The sequence below is a fragment of the Bacillus haimaensis genome (assembly GCF_048270625.1).
Classification (GTDB): domain Bacteria; phylum Bacillota; class Bacilli; order Bacillales; family Bacillaceae_I; genus Sutcliffiella_A; species Sutcliffiella_A haimaensis.
This window is the reverse complement of record NZ_CP158164.1, coordinates 221264-241618: the sequence shown is the minus strand read 5'-3', so window position 1 is coordinate 241618 and position 20355 is coordinate 221264. Positions and strand designations below refer to the sequence as shown.

Here is a 20355-nt window from a genome sequence, read left to right as displayed (position 1 = left end):
CGAGACAATTAACAAAAACATGCAGTTTGGATAATTCATCGATTTTTATTTAAATACTTTTACAATAAGACAGCATGAATAATTGAAAAATAAGTCTTAGGCTAAATGGTAGACCATACATTTTGGCATCAACTTTTTGTTTTTTGGCATGAACTAGAGTGACTTTGGCACGAACTCTATGGTTTTTGGCATCAACTCTTACTAGTTAGGCACGAACTTTGAAAAAATCATAAAAAATCAGTTGTTTTTAAAGTTCTTTTCACAGAATGTTTTTTACATACTAAATGCTCTAAACTTATATCGGGAACTCTCTGTTTCACAGGGTCCCACTCATAACTGTAATAGGCATAATCAATCAACAAAATATGCGGGAATAGGCACAAAAAAACTGACCCGAAAAGCATATCTGCTTTTCGGGTCAGCCGTTACATCAATATTAAACAAAAATCTCAATCACATTTTTACCGTCAGTTAACACTTTCTGAAGCACCGACTTACTGATTGTAAATCCGCCTTCACGGTATCTGTTCGATAACGCAGCCGCTTGGACAGCCTGTCCGTTCACCGATACCTTCTTCGCATCCTGGTTCAGGTGGTAGACGAAGCTTACGTCGTGACCGTTCACCTTGAATTCAAAGTTCAGTCCATCCAGCTTTTCCGGAAGTACAGGGTCGATGACAAGGTCGCCTCCGTGCTGGCGAATGCCGAGGCAGTTGGAAATCAGTTGGTTCATGTAGATTCCAGGGCCGGAAGAATAAATTCTCCATCCGCCTTTCACCTTCACCGAACCGTCGCGTAACTTATCAAAGCCTTCTTGTGCTTCATAGCGCGTATTGAATTGTCCGTCTGAGGAGCTGAAGTAAGCATTGCTTTGACGGCGCTCCGCATTTGGTACGGCGTTTTGAATGTTGATTGGGTTGATGACATTCAAGCCATTCCATACCTCATCCGTTTTACCGATTTTCGCCATCGCTTCCACGAAACGAATGTGGGCATGTACGTATTGCAAGCCGATTTCACGGCCGAAGTTTGCTGCCTGCTCGGCACGCTTGAAGTGGGTGCTTACTCCTCCAGCGTAATTTGCCGGGCGGTTCATCAGTCTTACTCCATCCGGGCAGAACAGTTTTTCCTTGATGACACCATAATGCGCTTCCGCTTGCTCCGGTGTCAACAGCTCACTGATCATGCTGCGGGTCATCGGCAATAGTCGATAATGGATGCCTGTTTTCGTATCCTCTGGATGTACCATCAATTCAGGCTTTCCTGGCTCCTCCATGTAGACGAAGCCTGGAATCACATCATTACCAAGCATATATTTATTGAAATCCTTTTCGATTCCTTCCGCTAAGCCTTTCAATTCAGCCGCTTCAGTCTGATCCACTTCTTCCAATGCCTTGGATAATGTGTTCAGCACCTGATAGGTCAAGGAAACGGTCCAGCTGCTCACCATGTACTGCTTCAACTGTGCGTTAGCAGGTTGAAGCGTGTCATCCCAGTCCCCATCTCCGTAGGAAGATAGATACGTATCATGCAGGAAGTTGTCCTTGATGAACTGGATTTCTTTCTTCGCATGCTCATAAACCGTTGCTGTATTTTCCGTGAACTGGTAGGCCTTACGGATTGTGTAAGGTACCTGCTCCTGCAGAATGCTGTAGTCCTTCGTGATAGTCAGATAGTCACTTAAGACTTTCAGCGGCCAGACAATGATATCACCATGGCTTTCATCGTGCTGGATGCGGAAGTATTTATCGAACATGAACCACTGCGGCCAGTTTCCTGTGTCCTCGTACTGGTGGGAATAGACCTTCTTGATGATTTCCTTTACGCTGTCGTATTTTTGTGTAGCCATGAAGTATTCAGTCGGCCCCTGGCATACGTCACGAGTTCCCCATGCTGCCCCACCGTACTGCTCCAAGCCGTGAGGGACAGAGTAGTGGACAAGCATATTGTGGGTGTACCACCATGCCAATGCATTCACTTTTTCCAGTTCTTCGGTTCCTTCGCCATTCTGGGAAAGCTTAAAGCCATTCATGACATTTTCAAAGAATGCACGGTAACGATCGATTTCCGCTGATACGTCACGTTGAACAAATGGCAGTTCTTCTCCGTGAAGCAATCCTTGAACAGTCATGTTCCACTCGGAAGTTGCCCCAAGCTCAAGCACTACTAGGGAAGCGGAATTTGGCACAACATTTTGCGCAAGCTTGCCCTCATTCTCCACCGTGAAGTCTGCACCAGCAATCGTCAGCTTGTAAGCGAGGTTCGGATACGTATGAATCGAATCAGAGCCTTCTGCTGCATGGAAGGATAAAGTTTTTCCATCGACATGCATGCCGAAATCTTTGTCCAGCTCGTTATTGTTCATACTGATTTGGTTCGTTACAAGGTAGCGGTACGCTTTTCCTTTTTCTGAACTTACAGTCAGGTGAACTTCTGGTGAATCAACAACTGTATAGTTTGTGATGATAATCGTGTCATCCGCTGTTTTGTAGAACCAGCGTGCATAGTTGAAGCCGATCTCGAACACGGATGGCATGGTCAACAGCTTGTAGCTACCTTCTATCTCTACATAGATGCGCTGACCGGAAGTTTTCATCACGTTCAGGGCGTTACGTGCATTGGTCATCATTTTGTTGAAGCTTGTGTTCCCAACCACCAACTGTGAGTTGAAAATTCCGTACATGTACGATGTGGAAGTAATAACATTTTCCGTCATTTTGTCGTTGTTACCGGACATGATGATGTGGCCATGAGGACGTTCCACATGCTGTTCCTTTTCTTTCAGCACCACATGCTCATGTGTGTCGGTGAAGAAGGAAAGCAGGGAATCACCTTCCCATTCCTCCTGATGGCGGACAGGATAATGCGCATCCACTTCTTCTTTTGTCCAAGCATTTCCAGAAAGGGTTCCTCCGATTGTCGGAAGGATGCTCATTTTTTCGATAGACTGAAGTTCAGCCGCTGCACTTGGAAGAACCTCCTGCCAAGCCTGCTCCACTTCGTCTGTAAACTCAAGTGCTGTTACCGCCTTCTGCTGGTTTTCTTTAAAAAGACCGTAGAACACGAACTGCTTGCTGCCGTCCAGTGTCACCTTTTTTGATTGCAATCCGGTGTATGCGAATTCGTACTGATACACTTCATTCGGAAGAGATGCTTGTGAAAGGATTTCCGGCTTGTTTGTTTCTTTATAGGAAAGACCAAAGAATTGGAACCCGTCCGTTGAATACCCCACCGCTTTTGTCAGAGAGCCCTGCTGCAGATATGGGAATCCTCCCGGCTGCGGCTGGTTCTGGCGGGAGCAGACTACAAAGCCTCTGCTCTCCTCTTCAAACACCTTGTGGTCGATGTATTGGGATAGATAGGATTCATTGGACCGGATTAGGCCTTTGCTTCCGATCCCGACATCCTGTCCATAGATAAGGTCAACAGTCTGGCCTTGGCCCTCTACCGTTACGTCCCAGAACCAGATGCCTTTTTCCGATAGGTGGAAGATGACCTGATAGGAAACGTTTTCCACTGTGCCTTCCCAGACCATGCGGGATTCGGAATAGCTCACCTTGCTTGTAGATTGAACGCCCAAAAGAGGAAATGCTTTTATCCCATCTTCTTGATGCAAGCGTAAATAAATATTATTAAGCGCTCCGTCTACCGGGTTGGACATCCATTGGTTGATCATGATTTCTTTATGAGTAGCCTCGAAGATATCTCCACTGTTTAAAAACGTAAATCGATAGTTTCCTGCCTGAATATTAATTTTAGCGTCATTTCTAGTTTGAGTGTGCATGGAAATTCCTCCTTTTAGTTCTTCTATTTCTCTAGTCTGAATGAACGAAGTGTGAGCTCCGTGCTGTTTGGTCCGATCATGGCATGGAATTCCCCATTATCACTTGTAAACTCCAGGTTTGCTTGGTAGTAGTGAAGGGCTTCCTCCGAAATCGTGAAGCTGACTTCCTTCGTTTCACCAGGCGCAAGCCATACTTTTTGATAGCCTTTCAATTCCTTCAACGGACGAACGATTTCACCGGCAATATCGCGAACATAGAACTGAACGATTTCCTCTCCCGGCATTGGACCGGAATTGGTCACCTGGATGGACGCTGTAATCGGTTCGTTTGGTGTTACCGTTTCCTTTGATAGGCTCATTTCACCATACGTGAAGCTTGTATAGCTTAGTCCGTAGCCAAATGGTAGAAGCGGTTCGTTCGGAATATCGAGATATTTGGACACATAGTGATCTGGTGCATCCAGTCTGTTTGGTCTGCCTGTATTAAAGTGATTGTAATAGACAGGAACCTGACCCACGGAATACGGGAAGCTCATCGTCAGTTTACCTGAAGGGTTTGCATCCCCGAACAGTAGATCTGCAACGGCAGCGCCACCTTCTGTCCCTGGATACCATGCTTCAAGTAAGGCATCCACTCTATCAATCACACCGTGAAGATCCAATGGTCTACCATTGAACAGTACGGTAACGATCGGTTTGTGCAATTCTTTCATTCTTTCGATCAGTTCAAGCTGTGCCTGTGGTAAGCGAATGTCAGCGCGGCACTTTGCCTCTCCGCTCATGTCCGCTCTCTCCCCGACAGCAAGGACAATCACATCAGCATCCCGTGCTGCTTTTACCGCATCCTGGATCTGCTCTTCAGTAATAGTCTCTATGTCAGAGCCTTGTGCTACCGTCAAGTTTGCGGAATCCAATTTCGTCCTGAATGCTGTCTGCAGCTGTACCGCATCCTCCTGTCTTCCATGCCAGGACCATGCGCCCATAATATCCCCGCTTGAAGCAAACGGTCCAATCAGTGCAATCTTCTGCTCTTTATTCAGAGGAAGGACATTTTCATTTTTTAATAGAACACAAGATTTTGTCGCCAGTTCCCTTGATACTTTACGATGCTCTTCAGACAGGATGACTTCCGCCTCCAGCTCCTCCGATGCCCCGCGATATGGGTTTTCAAAAAGTCCAAGTTTTTCTTTTAATGTCAGGATGCGAAGTACGGATTCGTTGATGGTATCCTCTGACACATCCCCACTTTCCACAAGCTCCTTCAAGTGCTTCGGATAGCAGGAGGTCATCATTTCGATGTCCACACCAGCCTCGATCGACTTTTGTGCACATTCCTTTTCGTCCGCTGCAACACCGTGGAAAATCTGCTCCTTCACTGCGCCCCAGTCGGAGATAATGACGCCGTCAAAGCCCCACTCGTCACGCAGAAGCTCTCTCATCAGCTTTTTGTTTCCTGTTGCAGGAATGCCATCCACCGTATTGAATGCCGTCATCACCATTTCACAGCCTTCATCCAAAGCCGCCTTGTATGCTGGCAAATAGGATTCACGAAGCTGTCTTTCTGACATGTTGACTGTGTTATAGTCACGTCCACCTTCCGCTGCCCCATAAGCAGCAAAGTGCTTGACGCAAGCCGCTACACGATGAAGGTCGTTCGTTAGGTCATTACCTTGGAAACCTCGTACGAAGGCTCTAGCAAACTCGCTGTTCAAGTATGGATCCTCACCAGTGGATTCCATCACTCGTCCCCAGCGCGGATCACGAACAAGGTCCACCATCGGAGCGAATGTCACATGAACACCCGATACGGCTGCTTCCTTTGCCGCTATTTCAGCACTTTTTTCAGCCAGCTCCATATTCCAGGAACACCCGATTGCGAGTGGTACCGGGAAAATCGTTTTAAATCCGTGAACGATGTCAGCCATGATAAGCAAAGGGATACCTAATCGATTTTCTGCCAAATGCTCTTTCTGGATGTTCTGAACCTCTTTTGCCCCTGATGCTCCCAAAACGGAGCCGGTATTTGTTACAACGTCCTCATTGATTCCCATATTGGCCATTGGACCAGTAATTTCGCCTTCTCCGGCAGCACCTTTGTAGAAAAAAGTAGCCAATTGCAAGAGCTGCGCTATTTTTTCATCCAGTGTCATTTGTTCTAAAAGAGCTTTTACGTCTTTCCCCATTATGGTTCCCTCCTCGGCTTACATGTACTGAAACGTTTTTATGCATATAAACCTATATTAATTAAGATATTTTGTGTAAAATTCTGTTATTTTGTCGAAACGTTTCTATAAATAGCTATACGATGCCCAATTTTAATTGCGCCTTCCCTTTGTTAAGAAAATAATTTTATTAGTCTTTTAAACACCGCTGTTGATTTCCGCACTAGGCTGCGCTTTCCGCGGGCGGGTGCGGAGCCTCCTCGGCTTGCGCCTGCGGGGTCTCCCCTACTCCGCTTCTCCCGCAGGAGTCTTCGCCTATTGCTCCAATCAACAGCTAGCGACCTTGAAATCAACACAAAACTGTGACAATGATCTTCATGCAAAAGATTTAAGTTATGAAAATAAAAATTCAGTGAAGACGTTGTGCGTCACTTGTCGCCCCTGTTGATTGAAGTGCAAGGCATGAGACTCCTGCGGGAGATAGCGGTAGACTTGAGACCCCGCAGGCAAGCCGAGGAGGCTCAAGCACCGCACCGCGGAAAGCGAATGCCTTGAACGGAAATCAACAGGGAGTTCAAAGCATCATAAATTTATTCCCCAGCAATACCGGAACGGTCCACACCTTCAACGAACCAGCGCTGCGTGACAAGATAGACTAGTAGCATCGGCAGGATTGTCATGACGGTTCCGGCCATTTTGATGCCCTCATTGATTTCTGAGGAGTCACCCTCCTGCGGGAACATCTGCTGATAGGTGGCAACGAACTTCTGCAGCTCGAGCGGCAAGGTCGTCAGGGCATTACCGAAATAGATCGAAGCTAAATACGTTTCATTCCAATACCATACGAACGAGAAAAGGAATGAAATGATGATTGCCGGACCAGCCATTGGAAGCGCAATGGTGAAAAAGATGCGCAGAAAGCCTGCTCCATCAAGCTGGGCAGCTTCTTCCAAAGCCTTTGGCAGCATTTTAAAGAATTGATAAAATATCAGAATGAAAATGGCGCTATTGATTCCTTGCCCAAGCAGCGCAGGGAAAAGGAACGACTGGATGCTTCCCAATATCCCTAGCTCGTTAAAAAATACATAACGAGGGATGACGGTCACTTGAGGCGGAATGATGAATGTCGATAGGACCAGCACAAACATCGTACGCTTGAATGGAAAGTCAAAGCGAGCAAACCCATAGCCGATCACGGCACAGACCGCAGTCTGTACAATGGCCGGAATCGCTGTGACATACAAGGTTTCCAGCAAGGTCGGAATGAACTTCAGAACAGAATAGGCCGCTTCATAGTTATCAAGATACAATTGTGTCGGCAACCAGTTCACCAAAGGATTCAGGATATCATCCAGGCTCTTCAAGCTATAGGATGTCATATACAAGAGCGGATATAGGTAAACGAATCCGATCCCGACCAAAAGGCCATAGATGAAAAGCTTGTAGAGAAAGCCGTCATTCCCTTTAACACCGAATGTCATTTTCTTTAGCTTCGTTGCATATGGATGGATGCTTTTTTTCCGATTAGTTGATAGCCAGCTTGCCATGAATCTTCCCTCCCTTATGCATATTTTTTCTTCCCTCTGAACGTTAGAAGACCTACTGAAATGGCAAGTGCTGCCGCAATGAGTAGGAAGTAGATCCAAGACAAGGCGGAGGCATAGCCGAAACCAGTGTCTATCTGGAACATATTCGTCTGAATATGTTCAATTACCGGATTAAGAGAAAAGACGGAGAACATTACTATTGTATATACGGTATTGACAACGATCATCGGGAAGATGCTTGGCAGGGTCACCTTCCAGAAGCATTCCCAGTTGGATGCGCCATCAATTTTTGCCGCTTCATATACCTGCTGGTCAATTTTTTGCAGGGCAGCCAGGAATATCAGGAACTGAACCCCGGAGAACCATAAAATGATGATCAGGTTGTCCATCAGATACAGGAGTACGGTACTGAAAAATCCTTCCGAGGAAAGCATCGATTCAAAAATCGCGTATTCCTTGATGGATGGAATGCTTGTCACTCCCTGTGCGATCAGTTCATTGATAACCGGACCACTTGCAATGATAACAGGCAGGAAAAAGATCGTTCTGAAAAAGTTTCTGAACTTGATAGGCTGGTTGAGTAGCAATGCGATAATCAACGAGAATACGATGATTATCGGCACCGACAGAACCAGCTCCTGTAAAAAGGTCAGAAGCTTTTGGGTAAATAGGGCATCCACCGTGAAAGCATATTCAAAGTTGTCTAATTTCACAAACTTCGTCTGGATCCCCTGTGTCGTAATTTTTACTTGCTGAAAGCTCAAAAACAGCGAGTAGAAAAGGGGAACCGCTGTGAAAATCAGGAATCCTAAAATCCATGGTGAGATAAACATCAAGCCTGTTAGTGTATTCTTTGATTTCATGGACATCTGCTTCATGCTTATCTTCCCCCCTCTACTACTTCAAAAGATGTTGCTTCCACATCCACACCTTTTACGTTGAATGGTGCTTCCGTGTAATTGACAATGATGGATACGCCATTTTCATACACCACTTCGACCACTCCTTTTTTATGGACAATGCGATCGGTGATGGTCATGTTTTCCACTTCTCCAAGGCTTTCCTTCACTGCCTTGTATTGCTCGATGACTTGTTCCTTCCAAACTTCAAACTCGGAAGTGTACAGACCTCTTGATGGAGTTTTCAATAGCTCCTGGGAGGATTCCGTCGTCAGATAGAAAGAAGGATAAGCACCAAATTCGATCATTCTCAAGACTTCCTCTGTCGGGTTATGCGAGAAGTTCGAAAAGCTTGCATAGTATGGCTTGTAGCCCTTTAGGACGATTTGCAGGAATGGTACCGTATCTGTCACAAACATATAGCTGGACGAATACATCGGCATATCGAGGTATCGGTCCATATAGCCCCAGGCATAATCGTTCGGCTTATAGAAGGATAACCCTCCCATTTGTTCCTGAAAAAGCTCGAAGGTTTCTTGATATGTTTGGATCATATCGGTTCTCGTGCTTGTCATCCCTTTGTTGAAGTCAGAGAACAGGGTATAGCCGGTCGTATCGACTGCAAGGTTAGTTACACCATGCTCCTTGAAGTCTTTCTGATCTTGTTTGGCAATTTCCAATGTCTTTTCCGGGCTGAGATAGTAGCTCATTTTGCCATACTCTCTCTGTGTCATCGGCTGTGCATTTTTCTTTTTCGCGACATCCTTGCTTCCGGAGAAACCGGATGCGCCTTCATAGGCTTTTGTAAAATCAGTATAGAAATAGAAAGGAATATCCTTGTCCTTCAATTGCTTCATCGTTTCCTCATAGTCGGCATCGCTTCCAAGCTTGCCTTCAAGCGGGAACTTCTCAGGCAGGGTGCCTGTCAGACCGCCCTTTGTATAGCCGCGGTAAACGACGTGCATATTGTCCACTTCATTTTTCTGAAGCTCTTCAACATAGCCTGGGATCTCGTCCACTCTTGTCATTGGTAGAACAGTATCCCATAGCAGGCCTTTTTTTGTTTCTCCACCTAGGAATTCAAGGCGGACATCGACGGCATCCTCTTCTTTTTCAAGGCCGCCCGTCTCCACCAATCGTTCCTGGTAGCGTTTTGCCATTCCTACGTAGTCCGCTTCTTCATCCTCAAGGATCATGACACGCTGCTTGATGTCAAAGGAGTTCTTTTCCTCCTGATAGACATTGAAGCCGCCCATGCTTTTACTTGTAGGCTGATAGTAGCTGAAGCGGTACTGGTACTGGGAGGTTACCCAGAAAAAGTCGGTGGAAGCGCCGGAAGGATAAGCGAGAATGCTTCCATAGCTTTGCCCCTCTTCAATGGCGGTGATGAATCCATTTTGCTTTACTCCATGAACCGCCCCATATACAGGAACGGATATTTCCTGTGTCGGATAGGTGTAGTCATCCTGGGATTCGATATTACGGGTGAATCCTTCATCTGTGCCATAAATGTTGCCTACGAAGGGAGTGTCGGAACGGAACGGGCTTTTTTCGAATCTCATCAAAGCGCCGCTTCCATCAGGGATGAACAGATAGCCGCTGATGTCTTCCTCATTGACTGCTCCAAGAAACGGGTATACTTTCATGGAAACGATTTTGTTGTACTTACCATCCTTGATTCCTGCATCGGGAACTTCGATTAAGACATCGTCTTCTTCGAGGCTCACCTTCAGCTGAACATCAATGCTCGAATTCTTGAATTCGATATCAGCAGTGAAGCCGTTTTCCTCCATCGTGATCTCTGAAGCAGATTCGGATGTCAGAATACTTTCCGTTTTCACGTTTCCTTTGCGGTCCAGGTAATCGATCGTGATGGCCGATTGGACCATTTCTGTCCATGTATTGTTCAGTCGATAGTTTTCAGGCTGATCCAATCCGGAGTTCCAGATATATCCCGTGCTCTTGTTCTGGATCTTGATAGCAAGGGATGCCCTGTTTACGTAAAGAGCCAGCTCTTCGTTTTCGGTAACCTTTTCAAATCCTTCTAAAGTTCCTTCCGGAAGTGGCTTATTCTCTTTTTCCGTTTGCGTAAATTGGTTGGAATCAAATCGGAGCGTCTCTTCTCCAAGCTCAGATTCCACTTCAATCTCATCCAGTTCTTCCTTATCTGTCAGCGAATCCGCGATAACATGGATGGGAAGCATGGCAATCAGCAGAAACAGGATTATCTTTTTATACACGGAGAATCACCTCCTGAATGATCGCTGTGACAAAGTCTACTACTTGATCCATTAATACGTAAATGATGAAGCACACGAGCACGATGATGATCATACAGAATATCGTGATCAGTATGTTTCTTACTGTTTCAAAGAATTCATAGGCATGTATCTCTTTTACCATGATGAACAGGATAACCAGCGACCAGCCGATCATGACCTGCATCGAGAAGGTGTAAAGGAATGCTTCATTCAGAGTCAATGCATTGGATAACAGCGTGACCGGAATGATGAACACCAGATAGGGAGCCAAGCTATAGATGGTTCCTATGTAGATGTCCCGGAATCTTCCTTCTCCGTCACTGATCGTACTCACCAGGTAATTGGATACGATGAACAACAAAATTGGCAGGAAGAGTGTCACAAGCTCGAATGCAAAATTGATCTGGTCTGCGTTTGACCCTCTGAAAATAAAGCCAGTGAAATATTTCATCATGAGATATTCCACGAATAGAACAAAGTAAAGAATAGTAGCAGAAAGCAGGGATACCTTTCTGACCCGCTTTACATAATAGAAGCTATCGACCGGTTTCTTCAGGAAGTTCACAAGGAACAGAAGCTCGCTGATCAGCGTTTTCGCTTTGATCCTCTTCCATCTTTTCCGTGGCTGTGTAAGAATTCCCTTCTTTTTATCCACATACAGGACAGAAGCCCGGATCGCGAACAGGCCGATGATTACTGCGAATACCTTGCTCAAGTGCTCCTGCATCCAGATGTTTCTTATCTCCCAGAAGGAATTGGAGTATCCTTCCTTGCTGTTGACGATCTTGAATGATTCAAGTGCTTCGTCATACTGCTGCTGCTTGTAGTAGGCTTCTCCCATTGCATAATGGGCAAGACCAATGGAAGAGTTCAGGCGCAGAACCTCGCTCCAGTACTTTCCACTTTCTACATAGAGCCCTTCTGCATATAGGGAAATCCCTCCATGCATCATTTCCGCGAATGCGGTCGGTTCAAGCATCTGAATGGTTCCTCTTTCACGATCGGTTACAAGAAGGCGGCCAAGATTATCCACGCTTATTCCTGTTGGATCCTTGAACAAGCCGAGTCGGTTTGTCCCATCATCCTTGCCACCGAAAATGAAGAGAAGATTTCCATAGCTGTCATATTCATAGATACGGCCGTTGTTTTCAAGAACAAAGAAGTTTCCGAGTGGCCCGACAGAAATGTCTCTCAGATTGGTAGTATCCGAGATGTCAGAAGGGAGTATATTGCTTCCCGCAATATTCAACTTTCGGATTACTTCAAATTTTGTACCGGCTGTAACGGTGAATACCAGCCCTTTTTCATCAATGGCTATATTGGTTGGCGCCGGTGGAACCTTAAGGAACATTCTTGATTTTTGCCCTTCTGTCGTAAGTGCATCCTGCACCACAGACATAAGGGACGATTGGGTACGGTTTACTCCAAAGAATCCAAGGAATGTGCCGTCCTGCCCAATCTGGATAATACCGTTATTGGAACCTTCCCCGATAATATAGAGGTTCCCCCGCTTATCCACGGTTACTTTTTGAGGCTTATACGGTGATCTTGTTCCGAACAAGGGAGAGTCTGGCCTTCCATATTCCTGGATCATCTCGCCTTCCTGGGAGAAACGGAACACCTTCTCATTTTTATAGTCCGCAACATAGATTTCCTGGTTGTGGTCCACATACACTCCTGTTGGCTGGGCTAGCTGACCTTCCCCGACCTCTAGAAGCTTTTTGCCGTTCTCATCGAATTTTGTGACCTTTTTCGTTCCTGAATCCGCTACATACACATTGTTATTTTCATCAATGTAAACATCTTCTGGATTAACAATCTCACTGTTACTTCCAAAGAGACTGACAGGGATATAGGCTGTCTGCGTTTCTATGATATCCCCCTCGGATGAAACCGTCTCCGTCTTGTAAGGAACAGAAAGCGAAGCAGAGGATTGTGCTGGAAAGAGTATCAGTAGCCAAACACATAGTAAGCCGATGAAGATTTGCTTCATTTTCTTTCCTCCCCTTTACTTGATACCTGAATGCGCCATCGTGTTCATTACCTGGCTTTGTAAAATGATAAAGATGATCAGATTCGGAATAAACATGATCAACGATGCCGCCGCTGCCATACCTTGACCTGCTACTGTATTACCTGATGTCGCAGAAGAAAGGGTGGACATATAAAAGGCGAATGTTTTCAAATTTTCATTGTTTACAAATAGCTCGGATGTTTCCGTATTGTTCCATACCACCTGAAACGAAAGGATGGCAATGGTGGCGATTGCCGGCTTTACTAGCGGAATGATGATTTTGCGGAAGATCTGGAAGTCTGTCGCTCCATCCATCTGGGCCGCTTCAATCAACTCGTTCGGTATCTGATCGATAAACTGCTTAACCAGGAATAGCCCGATCGGCATGGCAATCAAAGGAAAGATGTGTACCACGAAGGTATCAAGCAATCCGACCTTTTCAATCAGCAAATACCTTGGGATAACCACTGCTGCAGATACGAACATCAACGCAAGAGTATTGATTTCAAAAATCGTTTTCTTCAATTTGAATCGTTTCTTCGATAAAGCATATCCTGCCATCGTACTGATCAATACTGTCAAGAAAACTACAATCAGCGTAATGGCGATACTATTAAAAAGGTAACGAGACATCGGAACCCCGGATGCGCTCGTGTTATTCATCAGATCTATAAAGTTTTGAAATGTTGGCTTTTCCACGAAAAATCGGGGCGGATAGGCAAAGAGCTCGTCTATCGGCTTGAATGCGTGAGAAAAGACAAACACTATGGGCATTGCCATAAAAACGGCAAGCGGAATGAGAAAAAGATAGAACTTTAACTGACTCCGGTGAAACCGGTCTGGATTAATTTTCGTTCCATGAAATGCCGACACATCGTTCACTCCTTACGTATAAAAGATTAATAGACGTTTGTTAATCCTTCTCCCCGAATAATCGCCAAGCAACCTTCGAGAAAATATAGACAACCAGTAGCAAGATAACGGAAATGGCAGCTGCGTAGCCCATCTCATAACGGATAAACCCATAGTCCTCCAAGTGGTTGACCATCAACTGACCCGCATATTGCGGCGTCGGGTTGGCGCCTGATAGCGCAACCCCGATAGCGCCGGCCTGGAAGGTACCTACAACGGCCATTACTGCTCCGAATAACATTTGCGGCTTCATCGATGGAATCGTGATATAGATGATCTCTTGGAATCTATTTTTAATTCCATCGATATAACCTGCTTCATAGATCTCTTTATTGATATTCAGGACACCTGACAGCATCGCCAGGAATCCTACTCCCATGCTTCCCCAAAGTGTCACGACAATCATGATCGTCATAAGATGATCCGGTGATTGCAGCCATTGGATCGGTTCGAACAGTACCCCCATCGTAATAAGGAGACTGTTTAGGTAACCTGTCTGGTCCCCACTGAAGATGATGGTCCATACTACCGCCATTGCGATCCCCGCAGTCATGGAAGGGGAGTAGATGATAAGCGCCAGAATGGTTCTTGGTACTCTGGAGATCTGAGCCAGCATCCATGCGAGCAGGAAGGAAAGGATATAGCCTCCTGGTCCTACGATGACAGCAAAGGTTAGGGTGTTCGGCAGTACCTTCTGCATGAACACCTGATCTTGCGTTAGCACACTTACATAGTTTGCAAGTCCAATAAACGTCGGCATTTCAATTGCATTAAAATACGTAAAAGATAGAAAGATCGCAACCACGACCGGGATAATAATAAAGGTAAAGAAAAAGATAAGGTATGGTGCAAGAAAAATAGATGTTCCTGCATGCTTTTGGACTTTATTCATCATTCTCTTCCACCCAGCTTTCAACTTGTTCAATTGTCGGTATATGATACGGCTTAATGATCTTGCCATCCTTCATATAACCGAACTCCTCCATTTTCCTGCGCATCTCGCGGTCGATCGTGACCACTGCGTCATCCACGGCAGATCGTGTATTTTCCCCATCGAATACAACCCGGTTCCATACATTACTGATTTCACGTTCAATCATATACGTATAAGGTGTTTTAGGAACCTCCATTAGCTGCTCCCATTGCTCAAGGATTACTTCTTTATGCTCTTCCGGCCATGGAAGCTGTGCAAATGCTTCCAGATTGGAGGTGTTCCACATATAAGAAGGTCCATACATGATTTGAAGCGTTGTTGCAAAATCGGTCTGGATCTCAGTTGAGGTCCACCACTTGAGTAGTTCCCAAGCCTGTTCTTTATTTTTACTGCCGTTGAAGATCATGCCGGCTTGGCCTGATCCTGTTGCCCATCTCGATACAGTGCCATCCTCCTGCTTCACGCCAGGATGAGGAGCGATATCCCACCAGCCCGAGATCTCAGGTGCAGCTGCGGTCAGCTGTACATACGTCTGGAAATTGGCAACCCCGATCGGCAAGGTCGAATATCTGAAATGGTTGTAGAAATTAGGCACTTGAAGCGGCGTGCTATAAATGGTATTCAAGTCTGTCATGAACTGAATGCCCTTGATGGTTTCATCACTGTCAATGGATGTTCCCATTCCGTTTTCCACGTATAGGTCACCTTGATTCTGATAGATGAACGGCGCAGTGGCCTGGAACGGCTTGAATGCGACAGCACCAGCAATAGGCGTGTAATAGTTTAGTCCGAAGCGCTGCAGCTCAGGCAGAACTTCCACCACATCATCCCAAGTATCCGGCACCGGTACATCCAATGCATTCAAAATATCTTTTCGGTAGAATTGTACAAAGAAATCCTGTGTTTCAGGCAGTGCATACACGGAGTCATCAATGATCATCGGAAGGAATGCACCCGGTGAGAAACGTCCGACCGTTTCACCGAAATCATCAAACTGTCTAAGATCATAGGCAGCTCCACGTATTGCCAATTCATATGGCAGCCACGTACTGATTCCAAGGGCCAGATCTGGCTGACTATTCGCCGCATTTGCCAGGATAAGCTTTTGCTCCGATGGCATGATCGAAAATCTCACTTTGATCCCTGTTTCAGGAGTGAATTGCTGATCGGCCATATTCTGCATCAGTTCTACATAGTGTCTTGGTCGATTCACCCAGATATCCACGACATCGTCTTCCACGTCTTCCGTGGCAAGCGTATTCGATTGGAAGGAATGGAAGAATTTCAAGACGGATTCTTTCGTTTTTGCGAAAAAGCCCAATTCCGCTTTTGGCAACTTTTCGTCACCATGAATATATATTCGATCCATAAATAATGGCTGTTTTTTCAAGTCCAAAATTGCATTTCCAAGAATCTGTGCAACAGAGCTGGAACCCTCAGATAACTGTGTCAATCTGGAAGGTATTTCATCCGGCGACTCTGCAAGGGAACGAAGTCTTTCGGAGGCAATGTTCAAGGATACAACTTCCACTGCTTCCTGTCCTTCACTCAGCTCAAGCAAGTACTCACTTTCCTTTTCCAGTGCAGTTGCCCAGTTTAGCAAGCGATCCTCGATATCCGGCAGATATTCCGTTATTCTCCATCCACGTGAACGGTCTTGGCTGTTACCTGTTAATTGTTTAATCGATAAGGAAAGCTCTTCAATACCCTGCATAACCTGATCGATTTCAAAGAGTGTTCGATTGACTGGCGAAGCATCTACTTTCAGGGTCAGGGTATTTGTCCCTTTTTTCAAATAAAATGAGTAGGCCTCTCCCTTGTCATCACTAAGCGTTTCGTTCTTCCAGTTCTTTTCCTGCTGGAAGCCGTAATGTTCCACTTCTTCAAATGGTATTTCCCCATTGATCATGACGGTACGGTATACCGGGAAACTTGTTTGCTTTTCCTGTAAAACCTTTAAGCTTATGTTGTAATACCCTGTCTCTGCTACTTCAATATTCCATGTGGCGCTTTGCCCGCTCTTCTCCCATGACTCTCCGCCGATTACATTCAAGAGGCGGCTGTCTCTTTTATACGGAACAACCGAAGCGTCCTGTTTATTGACAGGTCTGATGAATGAGCTGTTTTTCTTGGCTGGATGCTCGGCTTCAATCGTCAGCATCGCATCCTCTATGAGCTCACCCTTGTTTTGTTCTAAGTATTCTTTATAAGAAGGTATCGTTCCCACACTCTCCACATAAACGTTTCCAAGTAGCATTTCACCTCTAAGATTGGAAAGCTTGATTGTGTTCTTTCCTGCTTTCAAATGGAACTTCAATGGTCTAGAGTGCAAATAACTCGAATCCTCTGCTTTTACAAAATGCCATTCTTCAATTGGCAGTTGTTTTGGAATGATTTCATCTCCAAAACGATCTTTCTCAAACTTTGTCGATGCACTTTTCCAATCTTTTGGAAAAAGAATTCGACGACTTTCATAATACTGATAGCTTCCATTCACTTTGATGGAACCTTCTATCGGTACAATCCCTTCTCCTAAAGGAAAATAATCAAAGCCAAGCTCATATAGACCTTCTTCTTCTACATCCACTTCAACGGTGATTGATTTTTGATCTTTCCAGGAGAAAACTTGATCCTCATACCCCTTACTCTCATTCAAAGGCAGTAAATCACTTTCAGGAACGGATAAAAAATCAGTGGGACTGATAGCACGCTCATAAGGAGACGCGCCATCGATTCCCACTTCTTTCCACTGTTTCAGGATATAAAGATAGCTAGGTTCAATGACTTGTTCGGCCAATTGTTCAGGAGAATTCTTTTCATCGGCGAAAGCGATATGATTCGGAATCAATAAAAGTAGTAATAGCGGCCAGAACAACATCTTACGTTTCATATCATTTATCCCCCTCAACAGTTATAAGAAAAGCGCAAGCGGTCGGGAGCAAGACTCCGCCCTCACCACAAATTGCGCTTCACTATGAAAATTTTAATTATTGACCAATCGCTTCTTTACCTTCTTGCAGCTTTTGGTTAGCTAGTTCATTGATTTGAGAAATGTAATCCTCAATCTTGATTTCGCCTTTTACACTTGCATCAATGATACCTGCGATGTTTGCATTCGGGTTGTCACCAACCGCTACGCCAGTTGGAGCTTCCCATCTGGATTGAACATAGCCAGGAACCGTTTTGAATGGCTCGATTACTGCATTGTCCAAGTTGTCATACGCTGTACGCAGACCAGGAACATCCTGGATTTCAAAATAAGCATCCAATACTTCTTCGTCGTTGATGACAGGAAGGTTGTTCACTGCTTTTTCGTTCTCAACTGCGATATCAAGACGCTTTAAATATCCTTCTTTACCAAAGCCCATGAATTTAGCGAATTTGTAAGCTTCTTCTGCATGCTCAGTAGATTTGGAGATTCCCATGAAGTCGTTAACAACAACTGTTCTTCCACCAGGAGTACCGATGAAATCCCATTCAAACTCAAGGTTATCCGTGAAGTTCGTTACAGCCCAAGTTCCATCCCAATTGATTCCAAGGCCGCCTTGCGCCCAAACCTCACCAGCGTTTTCCCCACTGAAGTTTGCTTTTTGCTCATCTGTCAGGTTTTCATAAGAATAACCGTTTGTTACAATATTGCTCGCCAAGTTGACGCCACCGATAAATTCGTTGCTATCAAGGTTGTAGCCTTCTTCACTATATGTGTACCAACCAGCTGTTTCGCTTACGGATGTCGGGTACCAGTCAACAATTGCAAATGGATTGTTCATACCAACAACACCATTGTTTACATTGGAGATGGAGCGAACCGCTTCCGTGAACTCTTCAACGGAAATTCCATACTCAGGAACATCCAGGTTAGCCTGGTTGAAAAGGTCTTTGTTTACATAGTAGCCCAAGAAATGCTGTGCACTCGGGATAGCGAATACTTTGCCATCATAAGTAGCAGATTCTTTTACTACATCCGCAATCTTTGCGAAATCTTCATCTTCAGTCGTGAATTCTGTAACATCCAATAACCAGTCGTTAGCAAGCCCAGTTGGAACCTGTGCAAGCATGAATACGTCCGGCATTGTACCAGCACTTGCCGCTGCAGATAATGCATCGTTCCAGTCACCAGTGATGCTTTCATCGATTTCGATCTTTACGTTCGGGTTTGCTTCTTCATATGCTTTAATAAGAAGACGCTCGATGTTTTGCTCTTCTTCCGTACCTAATGCCCAGCTAGCGAAAGAAAGTGTCACTTGCTCTTTATCTGACCCTTTATCGTCTTTTTTCTCATCATTTGAAGCATCATTGCTGCAACCAACTACTAACATAAAAACAGTTAAAATTGCGATCCAAGGTTTTAACAATTTCATCTCATACACCCCTTATTTTTTGTTTTATTAGATAAAAACTTTTTTGTAAGTTTAGATCTCAAATGCGTTAGCTTGTCCACAAGACTGATAGATTACAAGAAGCTGAGGTTAACTACATCAATTGAAGAAGAAACAACAACCCCTTTCCCGATTTCGAAACGTTTCAATTTCTTTTCAAAAAATAAAGTGAAGATTCACTTGGATTCAAAAAGCTATTGATTGAATACTTACAATTAATTGATACGTTTCACTAAAATCATTATACTCCACCTTGAAACCGATTACAATTCCATTTTTGAAGAAAATTTTCGATTCTTGTAGAAATAGTGGGAATTCTCTATTATCATTGTTAGGGCAACCGTTTGCCCTGCTAATATGATAAATGAAATACATAAAAAAACGGAAGAAACGCCTATAGAATCGATTCGATTCTTGTAAGGTTTTCTTCCGTTACTTACTATTTACTTTATTGCTTTATTTTTACATCTTTACCACTTTTTGAACTTTCGTAAATGGCGAGGATGATTTCTATAGCACTTCTTCCGTCTTCGAGTGAAATTGCCGGTTCCCTATCATTTTGGATGGCATGGACCAGATCCTTTATGATTGGATAGTGACCTTCTTGTGCTGTTGAAATCATAGAAGGTTCTTTATGTGGTTCTTTGTCCTCGTGCAGGAAATGCCAGCTTTTTATCTCATCTAAATATTTCCCCCCTACAATCGCCGTTCCTTTTGTGCCGAAAAGGCTTAAAGAGGCTTCCAGATCAGTTGGATAGATGGCCGTCGAGCCCTCGATGATTCCAAGCGCCCCACTCTCGAACTCGAGAATCGCGACCCCTACATCCTCCATCTCCATCGTGTGGCGCCTTGTAGCAGTAAACCCAGAGACTTTTCGGACCGGACCCATCATCCATCTTAATAGATCGATATTATGGATGGACTGATTCATCAAAGCACCACCATCCATTGCGGCAGTTCCACGCCAAGGATCCTGATCATAATAGCTTTGGTCCCGATACCACCGGACTGAGGTCGTTGCATGCATCATCTTCCCGAAGCTTCCATTTTCGAGCTTCTCCCTCATTTGAAGAATCGGTCGATTGTAGCGTTTCTGGAATGCAACGGTTGCTTTTACCTTGAACTTTTTGGCCGCAGCGATAACCCGGTCCGCATCCTCAAGCGTCATCGCAAGCGGCTTTTCGATGATAACATGCTTGCCGGCTTCGATTGCTTGGATTGCCATGTCTGCATGCAGTCCGCTTGGAGTGCAGATGCAGACCACATCTATGGAGGAGTCTTGCAGCATATCCTCGTATGCTGTATAGAATTTGCTGGTGGCATACTGTTTGACGAAGCCTGCTGCCGTTTGCGGGTTCTTATCACAGACCGCGGCTAATGTGGCTTCAAGATGCAGGGTGATGGCCTCTGCATATACTGGAGCAATCGCCCCCGCTCCCACAATGGCAAAATTGATCATCATT

The 20355-nt window shown here is 44.9% G+C and carries 11 protein-coding genes; all 11 read right to left on the bottom strand.

The window, feature by feature from the left end; genetic code table 11:
• Window positions 1-436 precede the first annotated feature (436 nt).
• Complete coding sequence (locus tag ABN702_RS01000) at window positions 437-3784, bottom strand: GH36-type glycosyl hydrolase domain-containing protein (RefSeq protein WP_417899021.1); 3348 nt, start codon at window positions 3782-3784, stop codon at window positions 437-439.
• Between the two features lie 23 nt (window positions 3785-3807).
• Entirely contained in the window at window positions 3808-5967 is a 2160-nt protein-coding gene (gene bglX, locus ABN702_RS00995; protein WP_417899020.1) for a beta-glucosidase BglX, read from the bottom strand.
• A 569-nt stretch (window positions 5968-6536) separates the two neighbouring features.
• Window positions 6537-7493 carry a carbohydrate ABC transporter permease gene (locus tag ABN702_RS00990; protein WP_204412370.1) on the bottom strand — a complete coding sequence of 319 codons (957 nt, stop codon included), beginning with the start codon at window positions 7491-7493 and terminating at the stop codon, window positions 6537-6539.
• 14 nt (window positions 7494-7507) lie between these two features.
• The gene (locus ABN702_RS00985; protein ID WP_417899019.1) at window positions 7508-8371 is read right to left on the bottom strand and encodes a carbohydrate ABC transporter permease; all 864 of its coding nucleotides are present in this window, start codon (window positions 8369-8371) and stop codon (window positions 7508-7510) included.
• 2 nt (window positions 8372-8373) lie between these two features.
• A complete protein-coding gene (locus tag ABN702_RS00980; RefSeq protein WP_417899018.1) occupies window positions 8374-10632 on the bottom strand; it encodes a DUF5696 domain-containing protein in 2259 nt (752 codons plus the stop codon).
• Entirely contained in the window at window positions 10625-12646 is a 2022-nt protein-coding gene (locus tag ABN702_RS00975; RefSeq protein ID WP_417899017.1) for a hypothetical protein, read from the bottom strand. Before ABN702_RS00975 ends, ABN702_RS00980 begins: the two co-directional genes overlap by 8 nt.
• 15 nt (window positions 12647-12661) lie before the next feature.
• Complete coding sequence (locus ABN702_RS00970) at window positions 12662-13540, bottom strand: carbohydrate ABC transporter permease (RefSeq protein WP_417899016.1); 879 nt, start codon at window positions 13538-13540, stop codon at window positions 12662-12664.
• A gap of 40 nt (window positions 13541-13580) precedes the next feature.
• Window positions 13581-14474 (bottom strand): carbohydrate ABC transporter permease, encoded by an 894-nt coding sequence (locus ABN702_RS00965; RefSeq protein ID WP_386640913.1) that lies wholly within the window; start codon window positions 14472-14474, stop codon window positions 13581-13583.
• Window positions 14464-17403 (bottom strand): extracellular solute-binding protein, encoded by a 2940-nt coding sequence (locus ABN702_RS00960; RefSeq protein ID WP_417899015.1) that lies wholly within the window; start codon window positions 17401-17403, stop codon window positions 14464-14466. Before ABN702_RS00960 ends, ABN702_RS00965 begins: the two co-directional genes overlap by 11 nt.
• A gap of 97 nt (window positions 17404-17500) precedes the next feature.
• Window positions 17501-18874 (bottom strand): ABC transporter substrate-binding protein, encoded by a 1374-nt coding sequence (locus ABN702_RS00955; RefSeq protein ID WP_417899014.1) that lies wholly within the window; start codon window positions 18872-18874, stop codon window positions 17501-17503.
• Window positions 18875-19340: 466 nt separating this feature from the next.
• Complete coding sequence (locus ABN702_RS00950; RefSeq protein WP_417899013.1) at window positions 19341-20354, bottom strand: Gfo/Idh/MocA family protein; 1014 nt, start codon at window positions 20352-20354, stop codon at window positions 19341-19343.
• Between the last annotated feature and the right edge of the window lies 1 nt (window position 20355).